The following is a 14665-nucleotide window of genomic DNA, read 5'->3' on the forward strand; positions in this document are numbered from 1 at the left end:
CCACGCCGGCACGACCGGCACTCCCCGCACGGCGCCCGCCACGCCAGCACCACATAGTCGCCCGGCGCCAGATCGGTGACCCCGTCACCCACCGCCTCGATCAACCCCGCCGCCTCATGCCCCAGCAGGAAGGGGAATTCATCGTTGACGGCACCCTCGCGGTAGTGCAGATCGGTGTGGCAGACGCCGCAGGCCTGCACCGCGACGAGCACTTCTCCCGGACCGGGATCCGGCACCAGAATCGTCTGCGGCCCGACCGGTGCACCCTTCTTCGCCGCGACGACGGCACGGACTTCGTGTGGCATGCCCCACCCCTCAGTGTTGCGCAGTGCACGACTGGTTGCGCGATGAGAGACATACTGGGAACGCCGTATCGGCACCGTCAAGAGGTACGCGCCAGCAGTTCGTCAATGAACCGTTACGCGCCGGCACACCCGGCGCACCGGATCGCGCCCGCAAACCCGGGGCCGGGGCAGGACACCCCACTGGCCCGAACACACCGATGCGGGGCCGGGTCAACACCCCGGCCCCGCATCGTCCCGCCCGCACACCGCGCCGTGACGCCCTGCCGTCACACCCTTCTCAACAGGCGTACCCCATCCGCCGCGACAGCTCCTCACCTGCGGCGACGGTGCGCTTGACCACCTCCGGCAACCGCTGCTCGTCCAGCCGGTACGCGGGCACCGAGACACTGATCGCGCCGATCACCGAGCCGTCGTGCGCCCGCACCGGGGCCGCGACCGCCCGCAGGCCGAGCTCCAACTCCTCGACCGCTACCGCAAAGCCCCGCTCGACCACCTGCGCCAGCTGTCCGCGCAGCTCACCGGCCGAGGTCACGGTCCGTTCGGTGAGCCGGGGCAACTTCCGTGCCAGGACGGCTTCTTGGACCGGCTCGGGCTGGTAGGCGAGCAGCGCCTTGCCGCTGGACGTGGCGTGCAGCGGCGTACGGCGGCCGAGCCAGTTCTGCGCGGTGACCGACGCCGGGCCGCGGGCCTGCATGATGTTCACCGCGGCATCGCTCTCCAGCACCGCGATATTGACCGTCTCCCCCAGCTCATCGGCCAGCAGGCGGCAGACTGCCGCACCTTCCTGGGAGATGTCCAGGCGTACCGCCGCCGCGCCGGCCAGTCGCAACACCCCCGCGCCCAGGTAGTACTTGCCGCGCTCCTGCTCCTGGGCGACCAGCCCACGGTTCTCCAGCACCCCGAGCAGCCGGAACGCGGTGGACTTGTGCACGCCCAGTTCATCGGCGATCTCGGTCACCCCGGCCTCGCCCAGCCGGGCCAGGATCTCCAGTACGGTCACCGCCCGGTCGACCGACTGCACGGCGCTGACGGACCCGCGCGACGGCTTCCCGTGCGCCGCCGCGTCCGCTCTCCCCTGCCCTCTCGCGCGGGCTCTGCCGCGCCGCGTTCCGTCCGGCCGCCCCTCCGCCCGCGCCTCCGCCTTGTCCGTTTCCGTCATAGGCCCGATGTCACCACCCAGTCCGCTGCCACCGTCCAGCGACCCGATCCAGGGCCGGCATTTCCGGGGACCGCTTGACGCACCGGCTCCCCGTCTGGATTCTGTTGCGCATAACGCTGCGTCGTGCGCAATGCGAAACTCGATGATACCGAACAGTAACAGGGGGGCCCAGTGATTCCCGTCTGCCACCTCGATGACCTGCCCGTAGGCGAGTCCATACGCATCGACACCGCACCTCCGATCGCCGTCTTCAACGCCGACGGAGAGCTGTACGCCATCGACGACACCTGCACCCACCAGGACGCCTCGCTCGCCGACGGCTGGGTGGAGGGGTGTCTGGTCGAATGCCCGCTCCACGCCGCTTCATTCGATCTCCGCACCGGCGCGCCCACGTGCCTCCCCGCCCGCCGGGCCGTCCGCACCCATCCCGTAACCGTCGAGAACGGGATGGTCTACGTCCACCACGCCGCCGAGGAGGGCACCGCCGCATGAAGTCGGTCACCGTCATCGGGGCCTCACTGGCCGGACTTTACGCCGCCCGCGCCCTGCGCTCCCAGGGGTTCGACGGCCGCCTGACGATCGTCGGGGACGAGCACCACCGCCCCTACGACCGCCCGCCGCTCTCCAAGGACTTCCTCACCGGAACCACCGGCCAGGACCAACTCGCCCTGGCCGACGCCGAGGAGACCGCCGAGCTCGACGCGGAATGGCTGCTCGGCACCCGCGCGACCGGACTCGACGCCGGCAGCCGCGCCGTCCGCCTCGACACCGGACGCACCCTCACCACCGACGGCGTCGTGCTCGCCACCGGCGCCATCCCCCGCCGGCTCCCCGGCCCCGGCTCGCCCCCGTCCGGAACCCACACCCTCCGCACCCTCGAAGACGCCCGGGCCCTGCGCCGCGACCTCACCGGCGGCGGCCCCGCCCGGGTCGTCGTCATCGGCGGCGGATTCATCGGCGCCGAAGTCGCCTCGTCCTGCGCGGCCCTCGGCCACCACGTCACCGTCGTGGAAGCCGCCCCGCTCCCCCTCGTCCCCCAACTGGGCCGCGACATGGCCGAGTTGTGCTCACGACTGCATGCCGACCACGGCGTCACGCTGCTCACCGGCACCGGCGTCACGCAACTGCACAGCGCCGGCGTCGACGACCGTGTCACCGCCGTGGAACTGGCCGACGGCCGCCTGCTGCCGGCCGATGCGGTCGTCGTCGGCATCGGCGTCCGCCCCGCCACCGACTGGCTGGCGGACTCCGGACTCCCCCTCGACAACGGCGTGCGCTGCGACGCCGGCTGCGCCACCCCGATCCCCTCCGTCGTCGCCGTCGGCGATGTCGCCAACGTCAACGGCACCCGCGCCGAACACTGGACCAGCGCCACCGAACAGGCCGCCACCGCCGCCCGGAACCTCCTCGCGGGCCGCTCCGTCGCCACCCACCAGGGCCTCCCCTACTTCTGGTCGGACCAGTACGGCGTACGCATCCAGTTCGCCGGCCGCCGGCTGCCCGGCGCCACCCCGCGCATCCTCGAAGGGTCCCCGGACGACCGCAGCTTCCTCGCCGGTTACGAACGCGACGGCCGCACCACCGCCGTACTCGCCCTCAACCGCCCACGCCCCTTCATGCGCCTCCGCCGCGAACTCGCCCGCGCCGCACAGCCCGCCACGACCTGACCCCGACTGGATGACACACCGTCACCTTCCTGAGCCCGCCGACTCGTTGGAAGGTGCGATACAGGTGTGTGCCGGTGCCGGGACGACGGTTCGGTCATCCACTGGCTCGGTCCGGCTGTTCTTCCAACAGGGTTTGTCTGCAACCCCTTCGGATCACCAGGAGGCACTCTGATGAGCCCCGCAGCACAGCAGACTGTCGCCGTAACCGTCGTGGGTGGCTTGGCGGTCCTCGGCCTGATCACATTCTTCAGTGAGCTGAACTCGTCGGAGAACGACGCGAACTTCTTCGGAATGGCCGCCTGTGTCGCGGGAGTGATCCTCCATGCGCTCGGATGGCGAGAACGCAGAGATCGACAGGTCCGACAGCGATCTCGGGTGCCGCGGCCGGTATGAGCGCCACGTACCAGGAGACGGCACGGGACGGGCTCGCCGTCGACATCGTCGAATGTCGAACCGCGAGCCCCGCCCGGTAGTCTCAGCTCACTTCGCCTTCTGTACAAAGGAGTTGGTGTACGTCTTCGACAGGTCGACGGTGTGGCCCTTGACCGTGGGGTCGAAGGAGCTGAGCACCTTCAGCACCGTCTGCGCGCCGTCCGCGGGCATCAGGCCGTCCGGTGAGTACATGCCCTTCTCGTTCTCCAGGGCCTTGGTGTACGCGGCCTTGCCGACGCCCTTGTAGTAGTCGCTCGGCATCTTGTCGGCGATCTCGGCGGCGCTGTGTCCCTGGATCCACTTCAGCGTCCGGACGAACGCATTGACCAGCTTCTGCACCACCTCCGGGTTCTTCTGGACGTAGCCGGTGGTGAAGTACAGGCAGGACGCCGGGTAGGTACCGCCCAGTGCGGCCTTGGCCCCCTGCGCCGTGCGCATGTCGATCAGCGGCTTGGCCAGGCCCTGCTTCTGGAGCAGGGAGATGGTCGGCTCGGTCGTCATGCCGGCGTCGATCTGCTTGTTCTGCATCGCGGCGACGAAGCTGGGCCCCGCTCCCACGGCGACCGAGGTGGCCTGCCCCGCTGTGACGCCGTTGGCCTGCTCCAGGTACTGGGTGAGGAAGTTGGTGGACGAGCCGAGGCCCGTCACGCCCAGGTGCCGTCCTTTGAAGTCCGCGGGGCTCTTCACGGAGCCGGCCAGATCGGTGCGGACCATCTCGACCTCCCCCGGGGCCTGGAGCAACTGCACCACCGACTGGGTGGACTTGTGCTTGGACTGGAGGTCGATGTTGTGGTCGTAGAACCCGACCACGGCATCCACCTGTCCGGCGATCATCGCGGTCTCCGCGTCGACACCGGCCGGCTCGTTGGAGAGCTGCGCGTTGATGCCCTGCGCCTTGAAGTAGCCCAGGTTCTGGGCCAGCATCACCGGCAGGTAGATCTGCTTCTCCAGGCCACCGACCATGATCTTGACGGTGGTCTCCCCGTTGGAACTCTTCGGCGCGGCTGCGGCTCCGCCGCCCCCGCCGCCGCAGGCAGTCAGGGACAGGGCGAGCACCGTACACGTGGCGGCGAGAACGGACGTCTTGACCGGCTTCATCGCTGGCCTCCTCGGGATGGGGTGAAGGGAGTGCGGGGGATGGCTGGTGGAAGGGGTGGAGGGGGATGGTCGGTGGAGGGGGGTGGGCCGGGGGTGCCGGGTCACAGGGAGGCGGACTCGGACAGCTGGGTGGGACGCCATCGCAGGACGCGCTTCTCGAAGCGGGTGATGACGAACTCGGCGACCAGCGCCAGGACGGCGATGATCAGCGTGCCGCTGTAGACGCCGTCGGCGTTGAAGAGACCCTGCGACTGGGCGATCAGCTGGCCGAGGCCGGCCTGCGCGCCGAGCATCTCGCCGACGATGGCGCCGATCAGCGCGAATCCGAAGGCGGCGTGCAGCGACGCGGTGATCCAGGTCATCGCGGAGGGCAGGACGACGTGCTGGGTGACCCGCCACTCGGAGGCGCCCAGGATGCGGGCGTTGGCCATCAGGTTGCGGTCCACCTCGCGCGTGCCCTGGAACGCGTTGAAGAAGACCGAGAAGAAGACCAGCACCACGGCGAGGGCGACCTTGCCGGTCGACCCGAGGCCGAACCAGATGATGAACATCGAGCCGAGGACGATCCGCGGGATCGAGTTGGCGGCCTTGATGAACGGTGCCATGACGTCGGCCAGCGCCGGAAGCCGGCCGAGCGCGATGCCCAGCACCACTCCGGAGGCCGTACCGATGAGGAAGCCGAGCACGGTCTCCTCCATGGTGACGCCGATGTTGTGCCAGATGGAGCCGAGTGCGGTCCCTTCGGTGAACCAGCTCCTCAGCTGGTCCGCCACGCCGGAGGGCGAACCGTAGGTGAAGGGGTCCAGCCAGCCGTGCGCGGCGCCGAACTGCCAGCCGCCGAGGACGGCGAGGACCAGCAGGCACTGGATGGCGCGGAGCAGCAGTCCGCGGCGGCGGGTCCGGGTCCGGGCGGCGCGGATCAGTGCCGCTTCGTCGGGTTCGGGCGGCGCGGTGGCCGGGGCGTCCGCGGGCATCGTGCCGCTCCTGGGGGCGGTGGGGGCTGCGGTGGGGCCGAGGTCGGTCATCAGGCGGCTCCTGCCGGCTGCGGGGACTGCCCCGCGGTGCGGTCGTACGCCGCCTGCACCTCGTCGCGAAGGCTCGACCAGATCCGCTCGTACAGCTCGATGAAGCGCGGGTGGAAGCGGATCTCCTGGACGGTGCGCGGGCGGGGAAGGTCGATGGGGAAGGTGTCCTTGACGGTGCCGGGGCCCACGGTGAGGACGACGACCTTGTCGGCCAGCGCGATCGCCTCCTCCAGGTCGTGGGTGACGAAGACGACGGCGGGGCGGGTCAGTTCCCACAGCGCGAGCAGCTCGTCGGAGACGATCTGGCGCGTCTGCACGTCGAGTGCCGAGAAGGGCTCGTCCATGAGCAGGATCTCGGGTTCGTTGATCAGTGTCTGGGCGAGCGCCACGCGCTTGCGCATCCCGCCGGAGAGCTGGTGCGGGAGCCGGTCCTCGAACCCGCTCAGGCCCACGCGGCGCAGCCAGTCGCGCGCCTTGTCCACGGCCTCCTTCTTCGGGGTGCCGCGGAACTGGGGCCCGGCGGCGACGTTGTCCAGTACGGACTTCCACGGGAAGACCGCGTCGGTCTGGAACATGAAGCCGACCCGGCGGTCGATGCCGCTGACCGGCCTGCCGTGGATGAGGGTCCGGCCGGCGGTGGTGGGCTCCAGGCCGGAGACCAGGGAGAGGGTCGTCGACTTTCCGCAGCCGGTCGGGCCGACCACCGCACAGAACTCGCCCGGTTCGACCGTCATGTCCAGATCGCGCAGCGCGGTGTAGATCCCGCCGGACGGCGTGCGGAACCTCTTGGTCGCTCTGCGCAGCTCGATCGCGGGAGCCGCGCTGCTCACTGTCTCGTTCACCTGTCGCACCGCCTTGGGGCTGCTGAGGGGGCTGGGTGCCGAGAAGGTAGAGCGGTCTCGTCAGGGCGGGCGAGCGTTGCGCGCGTTGCGCGGCTTCCCCGCGTTCGTCGAGGTTCTGCGCAATGTGCTCACCCTCCAGGGGGTAGACATCAGGTCTCCCACCAGGCACGATCTGCGGCACCGTGAGCGCGGCAAAGGAGCTGACGCCTGTGTCGCCACCACCCGAGCAGAGCCCCACCCCCGGTCGGCGCAGGAAGCTCTCCACCCGCATCCTCGTCGGGCAGCTGGTGATCCTCGGAGTCACCAGCGCCATCGGTTTCGTTCTGCTCGCCTTCGCCCAACGGGCGCAGCTCGACCGGCAGTACGAGCACCGGGCGCTCTCCATCGCGCACACCACCGCCGCCGAGCCGCAGATCCAGCAGGCCATGGAATACGGGGGCGGCGGCGACATCGTCCAGACCGTGGCCGAGCGGATCCGGCAGGCCTCGAACGCCTCGTACGTGGTCGTGATCGACACCCACGGCATCCGGCATTCGCACCCGCACCCCGATCTCGTCGGGCGGCAGGTGGACGAACCGGTCGTGGCCCTGGACGGGAAGGAGCACGCGGGCATCGACCAGGGCGTCACCGGCCGGTCGGCGAACGGCAAGGCTCCGCTCCGCGGCCCGAGCGGCGCGCTGGTCGGCGAGGTGTCGGTGGGGCTGGGCGAACGGGACGTGGTCGGTGAACTCCTCAGGGAACTGCCGACCTTCGGGCTGTACGCGGGGATCGCCCTCGCGCTCGGCTCGGCCGCCGCCTACCTCCTCGCCCGCCGCCTGAAGAGGTCCACCTTCGGGCTGGAGCTGGAGGAGATCGCGGGCCTGCTCCAGGACCGGGAGGCGATGCTGCACGGCATCCGGGAGGGGGTGATCGCGTTCGACCCGCGCGGCAGGATCACCGTGGTCAACGACGAGGCCCGGCGGCTGCTCCAGCTCGGGACGGCGCTCGGCTCCCCGCTCCACGAGGTGATCCCGGACGGCCGGCTGCGCCGCGCGCTGGACGGCACCCTCACCGGCATGGACATCACCGTCCTCACCGACAGCCACTGCCTGGCCGTCAACCGGATGCCCGTGGTGCTGCGCGGTCATGAGCTGGGAGCCGTCGTGACGGTACGGGACCGCACCGAACTGATCGGGCTGCTGCGCGAACTCGACTCCGTACGCGGCCTCACCGACGCGTTGCGCGCCCAGCAGCACGAGTTCTCCAACCGGATGCACACCCTGGCCGGCCTGCTGGAACTGGGCGAGTGCGAGGCGGCCCTGGAGTTCGCGGTGGAGTCGGCCGGTACGACGCCCGCGCTCGCCGAGTCGGTGCGGGAGCACGTGGGCAACGCGCAGCTGGTGGGCCTGATCGTGGCCAAGACCACCGTCGCCGCCGAGCGCGGCGTGCGGATCACACTGAGCGAGGACTCCTCGCTCGGCGACCACCCCCCGCATGTCCGCCGGCTGCTGACCATCGTCGGCAACCTGCTGGACAACGCCGTGGACGCGGCGGCCTCCGGCACTCCGCCGGCGGCCGGCCCGGCGGTTCGCCTCTCGCTGATCGAAACGGACTCCGCGGTGACCGTACGGGTCACCGACACCGGGCCGGGCATCCCGGCAGGGGCCGCGGAGGCGATCTTCGAGGACGGCTGGTCGACCCGGCCCGACCGCGGTACCGCCCGCCGGGGACTGGGCCTGGCGCTGGTGCACCGGCTGGTACAGCGGCACGGCGGTTCGATCGACGTCAGCGCGGGCCCCGGCGCGTCCTTCACCGTGGTCCTGCCGCTGCCGGACACCGATCCCGCACCGCTGGGAGACGAAGCACACACGGTCGACGCGTCGGTGCCGGCCGGCGCCTGCGCGGCCGGGATCATCGGGACGGGAGAGCGGAAGTGATCAGAACGCTGGTGGTGGACGACGACTTCCGGGTCAGCCGGATTCACACCTCCTATCTGGCCCGGGCCGGCGGTTTCGAGGTGGTCGGCCAGGCCGCGAGCATGGCCGGCGCGCTGGAGGCGGTGCGGCAGCAGCGCCCCGAACTCCTGCTGCTGGACGTGTATCTGCCCGACGGGAGCGGGCTGGAGGTGCTGCGCCGGCTGACCGAGAGCAGTATCAGCCGCCGGCCCGACGCCATCATGATCACCGCCGCCCGGGACGTCGCCTCCGTCCGCTCGGCGATGGCGCTGGGCGTCGTCGGCTACCTGGTCAAACCGTTCGGATTCGCGGCGCTCGCCGAACGCCTGACGGCCTATCAGACACTGCGGCGGCGCCTCGACCTGCTCCCCCCGGAGGTCGAGGCCGACCAGTCCGATGTGGACGCGCTGTTCAGCGCCGCCCGGCCGCACCGGGTGCCGGAGGTCCCGGCGAAGGGCCACTCGGCGCCGACCCTGGCGCGCATCCGGGACGCGCTGCGAGCTGCCCGCGCCGACCTGTCGGCAGCCGAGGTCGCCGAGCTCACCGGCGTCTCCCGCGCCACCGCGCAGCGCTATCTCTCCTACCTCGTCCGGGAGGGCCTGATCCAACTCGAACTGCGCTACGGATCGGCGGGCCGCCCCGAACACCGCTACCGGTGAGGCCGGTTCGCCCCGGAGGAACCTCCCGAACCGCTCCGCGCAGGCCGGCGACCCCGCCGCGGCAGGCACCCACCCGTCACACAACGGGGCCCCGGGTCTTCCCCTCACCGCCGTCGTCCCCGCCCTTGGTTCCCAGGTGGGCGCGCTCGCGGATGATCGCCTCCACAGCGTCCGCATCATCCGGCGTGATGAACGGCCGGACATAGCCGCCGAGGTCGAGGACGAGCGCGGTGGACTTCGACATCCGGCCCGGGTCCAGGCTGGCCCAGTAGCGCGGGTTCGCGGTACCCCAGATACGTCCCTGTCCGGTCAGGGCGCCCATCTCGACCCGGCGCAGCGACCGGATCGAGGTGTAGGGGATGGTCTTGGTGCCCCAGGGGAAGTAGTAGCCGCGGATCTGCACCGCGTCGGGGGTGCAGGCGATCCAGCGGTCGTGGTAGGTGGTGCCGGTCATGGGCTGTGTGTCCTCTCTCGGGACGTGGCCGGTCCCCGGGACCGGGCGAATTGCCGGTCCGCCCGCGGCTGCGGGTGTCCGGCGGGTCCGCGGACGGCTGCCGGTCAGCCGCCCGTCACGATGACAACTCGCTGTTCGGCCATGCGCGTTCGCCTCCGAAGGTGGTCGGCTTTCGGCTCTGCGATCATACGGAGGGTGAGCGCCGAGGGAACACGAGGGGCACCGGATCCTGCCGGGCCGCGCCCCGCGGCGGAGAGGCGGATTCCGCACCGTGACCGCGCACGCTCCCGCCGTACCAGACGGGCCCTGGCACGCACCCGGTGTCGTGGTGGTGGTCATCGCGCCCCCGTCCCGGTCACGGCTTCGCGGCGGGCCGGTGGCCGAGCTCGTGGTTGAGCTCGACGACGTTGACGCCCGGACGGCCCAGGAAGCCGAGGGTGCGGCCGTGGACGTGGCGGGCGACGAGCCGGCGGACGGCCGCCGGGGCCAGCCGGCGGGCCGCGGCGACCCGGGCCACCTGCTCGTAGGCGTACGCGGGCGAGATGTCCGGGTCCAGGCCGGAGCCGGAGGCGGTCACCGCGTCGGGGGGCACCCGGCCGGGCGGGACCCGGTCGAAGGCGGCCACGGCGAGCCGCCGCAGCCGTACGGTGCGGACCAGATCGGGGTTGTTGGGGCCGAGGTTGGAGGCGCCGGAGGCGGTCGGGTCGTAGCCCGCGGGCCCGGCGGCGGACGGGCGGGGCTGGAACCACCCGGGGTCGGGGACGGCCGGGGTCCGGCGGCCCCGCGGCGCCGGCAGGGTGAAGTTCTGGCCGATGCGGGACGAGGCGACCGGCCGCCCGTGCTCCTCGATCAGCGCCCCGCCGGCCCGGCCCGGGAACGCGGTCTGGGCGATCCCGGTGACGACCAGCGGATAGACGACGCCGGTGAGCGCGGTGAACACCAGCAGCATGCGCAGCGCCGCCAGGTGGGGGCGGGCCAGACGGGCCAGGGGGCCGAACATCGCAATCGCGTTCCTTCTGCCGTGACGGTGTGTCAGTGGAGTCCGGGGATGAACTGGATCAGCAGGTCGATGACCTTGATGCCGAGGAACGGCAGCACGAGTCCGCCGAGCCCGTACCGCCAGATGTTGCGGCCGAGCAGGGCGGCGGCGGACGACGGCCGGTAGCGGACGCCGCGCAGCGCCAGCGGGATGAGCGCGACGATGATCAGGCCGTTGAAGATGATCGCCGCGGAGATCGCCGAGGTCGGGCTGTGCAGGCCCATGATGTTGAGGTGGCGCAGGCCGGGATAGGCGCCGGCGAACATGGCGGGGATGATCGCGAAGTACTTCGCGACGTCGTTGGCGATCGAGAAGGTCGTCAACGCACCTCTGGTGATGAGGAGTTGCTTGCCGATCTGGACGATCTCGATGAGCTTGGTGGGGTTGGAGTCGAGGTCGACCATGTTCCCGGCCTCCTTGGCGGCCGAGGTGCCGGTGTTCATCGCGACGCCGACGTCCGCCTGGGCCAGCGCGGGCGCGTCGTTCGTCCCGTCCCCGGTCATCGCGACCAGTTTGCCGCCGGACTGCTCGCGCTTGATGAGCGCCATCTTGTCCTCGGGAGCGGCCTCCGCCAGGAAGTCGTCGACGCCCGCTTCCTGCGCGATGGCCTTGGCGGTCAGCGGGTTGTCCCCGGTGATCATGACGGTTCTGATGCCCATCCGCCGCAACTCGTCGAACCGCTCCCGCATCCCGCGCTTGACCACGTCCTTGAGGTGGATGACTCCGAGGATCCTGGCGTGGACGGCGCCGTCGGCGCCGTCGCGCCGGACGACCTCGCCGACGGCCAGCGGCGTACCGCCACTCGCGGAGATCCCGTCGACGATCGGGCCGACCTCCTCGGTGGGGTGTCCTCCGGCGTCGCGCACCCAGCCCATCACGGCGGTCGCCGCCCCCTTCCGCAGCGACCGGGTGCCGTCGCCCGGGCCGTCCCCGCTCAGATCGACGCCGGACATCCGCGTCTGCGCGGTGAACGGGACGAACTCCGCGTGCGGCAGCTCTCCTTCGCTGCGTCCGCGCAGCGCATGGCGCTCCTTGGCGAGGACGACGATCGAGCGGCCCTCGGGGGTCTCGTCGGCGATCGAGGCCAACTGGGCGGCGTCCGCGAGCTCTTCGGCCCGCACTCCGCTGACCGGTACGAACTCGACGGCCTGCCGGTTGCCGAGGGTGATGGTGCCCGTCTTGTCCAGCAGCAGGGTGTTGACGTCGCCCGCGGCCTCGACCGCGCGCCCCGACATGGCCAGGACGTTGCGCTGCACCAGGCGGTCCATCCCCGCGATGCCGATGGCGGAGAGGAGCGCGCCGATGGTGGTCGGGATCAGCGCGACGACCAGCGCGACCAGGATGACGATGCTCTGCTCGGCGCCGGCGAAGACGGCGAACGGCTGGAGGGTGACCACGGCGATCAGGAAGATGATGGTCAGTGAGGCGAGGAGGATGTTGAGCGCGATCTCGTTCGGCGTCTTGTGCCGGGCGGCGCCCTCCACCAGCGCGATCATCCGGTCGATGAAGGTCTCGCCGGGCCGGGAGGTGATACGGACCACGATGCGGTCGGAGAGCACCTTCGTTCCGCCGGTCACCGCCGAGCGGTCGCCGCCGGACTCGCGGATGACCGGCGCCGACTCGCCGGTGATCGCCGATTCGTCGACGCTGGCGACGCCCTCGACCACATCGCCGTCACCGGGGATGATCTGGCCCGCCTCGACGACCACGTGGTCGCCCAGCCGCAGGTCACTGGCGAGTACCTCCTCTTCCACGGTCTCCGCGGACAGCCGGCGGGCGACCGTATCGGTCCTGGTGCGGCGCAGCGTCTCCGCCTGGGCCTTGCCGCGGCCCTCGGCGACCGCCTCGGACAGGTTGGCGAACACCGCGGTCAGCCACAGCCAGACGGTGATCACCCACGCGAAGACGCTCGGGTCCTTGAGCGCCGAAAGGGTCGTCAGCACCGCGCCGACCTCCACGACGAACATCACCGGGTTCCTCACCATCACCCGGGGATCCAGCTTGCGCAGCGCGGCGGGGAAGGAGGTGATCAGCTGCCGGGGGTCCATCAGCCCGGCGGAGACCCGGTGGACGTTGGGTGCGAGCGGGTCCGTGGCCTCCCCGGGCGGGACCGCGGTGGTGGGCATCAGCGCAGTCCCTCCGCCATCGGGCCCAGCGCGAGCGCGGGGAAGTAGGTCAGGCCGACGACGATCAGGATCACTCCCGTCAGCAGCCCGACGAACTGCGGCCGGTGGGTGGGCAGGGTGCCCGCGGTGACCGGTACGGGCTGCTGCCGGGCCAGCGATCCGGCCAGCGCGACGACGAACACCATAGGCAGGAAGCGTGCGAGCAGCATGACGAGGCCGAGGCCGGTGTTGTACCAGGCGGTGCCGGCGGCCAGGCCCGCGAAGGCCGAGCCGTTGTTGTTGGCGGCCGACGCGAAGGCGTACAGCACCTCGGAGAAGCCGTGTGCGCCGTGGTTGAGTATCGCGGCCCGCTCCCCCGGCCGTGCCATCGCGAGACCCGCGCCGACCAGTACCACCGACGGGGTGGTGAGGATGTACAGCGAGGCGAACTTCATCTCCCGGGCACCGAGCTTCTTGCCCAGGTATTCCGGCGTGCGCCCGACCATCAGCCCGGCGACGAAGACCGCGACCACGGCCAGGATCAGGATGCCGTAGAGCCCCGAGCCGGTGCCGCCGGGCGCGATCTCGCCCAGCATCATGTTGAACAGGGTCATCCCGCCGCCGCCCGGGGTGTACGAGTCGTGGGAGGAGTTGACCGCGCCGCAGGAGGTGAGCGTGGTGGACACCGCGAACAGCGCCGAGCCCCACAGGCCGAACCGCTGCTCCTTGCCCTCCATCATGCCGCCGGCCGCGTACCCGGCCGAACTGCTCACGCTGTGCAGCTCGTTGGCGGTGGTGAGGGCCACCGAGGCGGCCCAGATCAGCGCCATCACGGCGACGATCGCATACCCCTGGCGGCGGTCGCCCACCATCGTTCCGAAGGTGCGGGGCAGCGCGACGGCGATGACCAGCAGGAGGTAGATCTCCAGCCAGTTGGTGAACGGGGTGGGGTTCTCGAAGGGGTGGGCGGAGTTGGCGTTGTAGAAGCCGCCGCCGTTGGTGCCCAGCTCCTTGATGGCCTCCTGGGAGGCGACCGGGCCGCCGGTGAGGGACTGATGGCCGCCAGCGAGGGTGCTGATCGACTGGATCCCGTGGAGGTTCTGCACCACTCCCGCGGCGACCAGCACGACCGCCGCGACCAGCGAGATCGGCAGCAGCACCCGCAGCACCAACCGGGTCAGGTCCACCCAGAAGTTGCCCACCCGCTCGGTCCTCGTGCGGACGAAACCGCGGATCAGGGTCGCGGCGACGGCGATCCCCACGGCCGCCGAGACGAAGTTCTGCACGGCCAGCCCGGCCATCTGGACCAGGTGCCCCAGCGTCGACTCGCCTGAATACGCCTGCCAGTTGGTGTTGGTGACGAAGGACGCGGCGGTGTTGAAGGACAGCGCGGGGCCGACCGCCTTCATGCCCAGGGCGAGCGGCAGATGGTTCTGCACCCGCTGGAACGCGTACAGGAACAGCACCGAGACCGCCGAGAACGCGAGCACACTGCGCAGATACGCCGGCCACAGCTGGTCGGCGTTCCCGTCCACCCCGCCCGCCCGGTAGATCAGGCGCTCGGCCCGCCAGTGGCGGGGCGAGGTGAGGACGTGGGCCATGTGGTCGCCCAGCGGCCGGAAGGAGAGGGCGAGCGCAATCACGAGCGCGGCGATCTGGAGCCAGCCCGCGAGTGTGTCGTTCATCCCCGACCGGGTCAGAACTTGTCGGGGAAGATCAGGCAGAGCACGAGGTAGACGATCAGGCCCCCGGCGACGATCAGGCCGACGATGTTCTCGATGTTCACAGCCGGCTCACCCCCTTGGCGAGCAGGCCGAAGAGGCCGAAGACGGCGACGGTGAGGGTGACGAACGCGAGATCTTGCATGCCCGCTGACGCTAGCGCCCGGTATGCCGGAGTCCGGTGGACACGCCGCAGCCATCCGGGTCTCACGCCGGGCGGAGCGC

Annotated in this window: 14 protein-coding genes; 4 read left to right on the forward strand and 10 right to left on the reverse strand. The window is 71.0% G+C overall.

What is annotated here, in order from left to right; genetic code table 11:
- The coding region (locus IEZ17_RS13105; protein ID WP_189299705.1) for an alcohol dehydrogenase catalytic domain-containing protein at window positions 1-305 on the reverse strand (305 nt) is incomplete at its 3' end.
- 277 nt (window positions 306-582) lie between these two features.
- A complete protein-coding gene (locus IEZ17_RS13110) occupies window positions 583-1326 on the reverse strand; it encodes an IclR family transcriptional regulator (protein WP_189299706.1) in 744 nt (247 codons plus the stop codon).
- Window positions 1327-1635: 309 nt separating this feature from the next.
- On the opposite strand from IEZ17_RS13110, the gene IEZ17_RS13115 reads away from it, so the two are divergent.
- Both IEZ17_RS13115 and IEZ17_RS13120 read left to right on the forward strand, forming a co-directional pair.
- Complete coding sequence (locus tag IEZ17_RS13115) at window positions 1636-1956, forward strand: bifunctional 3-phenylpropionate/cinnamic acid dioxygenase ferredoxin subunit (RefSeq protein WP_189299707.1); 321 nt, start codon at window positions 1636-1638, stop codon at window positions 1954-1956.
- Entirely contained in the window at window positions 1953-3131 is a 1179-nt protein-coding gene (locus tag IEZ17_RS13120) for an NAD(P)/FAD-dependent oxidoreductase (protein ID WP_189299709.1), read from the forward strand. The genes IEZ17_RS13115 and IEZ17_RS13120 overlap by 4 nt, the downstream gene beginning before the upstream one ends.
- Before the next feature lie 480 nt (window positions 3132-3611).
- Here the strand turns inward: IEZ17_RS13120 and IEZ17_RS13125 are convergent, their stop codons facing one another.
- From IEZ17_RS13125 to IEZ17_RS13135, 3 genes are all read right to left on the reverse strand, one after another.
- A complete protein-coding gene (locus IEZ17_RS13125) occupies window positions 3612-4661 on the reverse strand; it encodes an ABC transporter substrate-binding protein (RefSeq protein ID WP_189299711.1) in 1050 nt (349 codons plus the stop codon).
- A 101-nt stretch (window positions 4662-4762) separates the two neighbouring features.
- Window positions 4763-5635 (reverse strand): ABC transporter permease, encoded by an 873-nt coding sequence (locus IEZ17_RS13130; protein ID WP_189300050.1) that lies wholly within the window; start codon window positions 5633-5635, stop codon window positions 4763-4765.
- A 50-nt stretch (window positions 5636-5685) separates the two neighbouring features.
- On the reverse strand, window positions 5686-6528 hold the full coding sequence (locus IEZ17_RS13135; RefSeq protein WP_189299713.1) for an ABC transporter ATP-binding protein: 843 nt from the start codon (window positions 6526-6528) through the stop codon (window positions 5686-5688).
- 209 nt (window positions 6529-6737) lie between these two features.
- Between IEZ17_RS13135 and IEZ17_RS13140 the strand changes: the two genes are divergently transcribed.
- Window positions 6738-8444, forward strand: coding sequence for an ATP-binding protein (locus IEZ17_RS13140; protein ID WP_229852216.1), 1707 nt, complete (start codon window positions 6738-6740; stop codon window positions 8442-8444).
- A complete protein-coding gene (locus IEZ17_RS13145) occupies window positions 8441-9121 on the forward strand; it encodes a response regulator (protein WP_189299715.1) in 681 nt (226 codons plus the stop codon). The genes IEZ17_RS13140 and IEZ17_RS13145 overlap by 4 nt, the downstream gene beginning before the upstream one ends.
- A gap of 76 nt (window positions 9122-9197) precedes the next feature.
- On the opposite strand, the gene IEZ17_RS13150 is transcribed toward IEZ17_RS13145, so the two are convergent.
- The 5 genes from IEZ17_RS13150 to kdpF form a co-directional block, all read right to left on the reverse strand.
- On the reverse strand, window positions 9198-9575 hold the full coding sequence (locus IEZ17_RS13150; RefSeq protein ID WP_189299717.1) for a PH domain-containing protein: 378 nt from the start codon (window positions 9573-9575) through the stop codon (window positions 9198-9200).
- Window positions 9576-9930: 355 nt separating this feature from the next.
- Window positions 9931-10575: a potassium-transporting ATPase subunit KdpC gene (gene kdpC / locus IEZ17_RS13155; RefSeq protein ID WP_229852217.1), complete on the reverse strand. Its 645-nt coding sequence runs from the start codon at window positions 10573-10575 to the stop codon at window positions 9931-9933.
- Window positions 10576-10607: 32 nt separating this feature from the next.
- On the reverse strand, window positions 10608-12740 hold the full coding sequence (kdpB, locus tag IEZ17_RS13160; RefSeq protein WP_189299719.1) for a potassium-transporting ATPase subunit KdpB: 2133 nt from the start codon (window positions 12738-12740) through the stop codon (window positions 10608-10610).
- Entirely contained in the window at window positions 12740-14404 is a 1665-nt protein-coding gene (gene kdpA, locus IEZ17_RS13165; protein ID WP_189299720.1) for a potassium-transporting ATPase subunit KdpA, read from the reverse strand. Before kdpA ends, kdpB begins: the two co-directional genes overlap by 1 nt.
- Before the next feature lie 11 nt (window positions 14405-14415).
- On the reverse strand, window positions 14416-14505 hold the full coding sequence (kdpF, locus tag IEZ17_RS13170) for a K(+)-transporting ATPase subunit F (RefSeq protein WP_189299722.1): 90 nt from the start codon (window positions 14503-14505) through the stop codon (window positions 14416-14418).
- Window positions 14506-14665 lie beyond the last annotated feature (160 nt).

The sequence above is a fragment of the Streptomyces albospinus genome, assembly GCF_014648695.1.
Lineage (GTDB): Bacteria > Actinomycetota > Actinomycetes > Streptomycetales > Streptomycetaceae > Streptomyces > Streptomyces albospinus.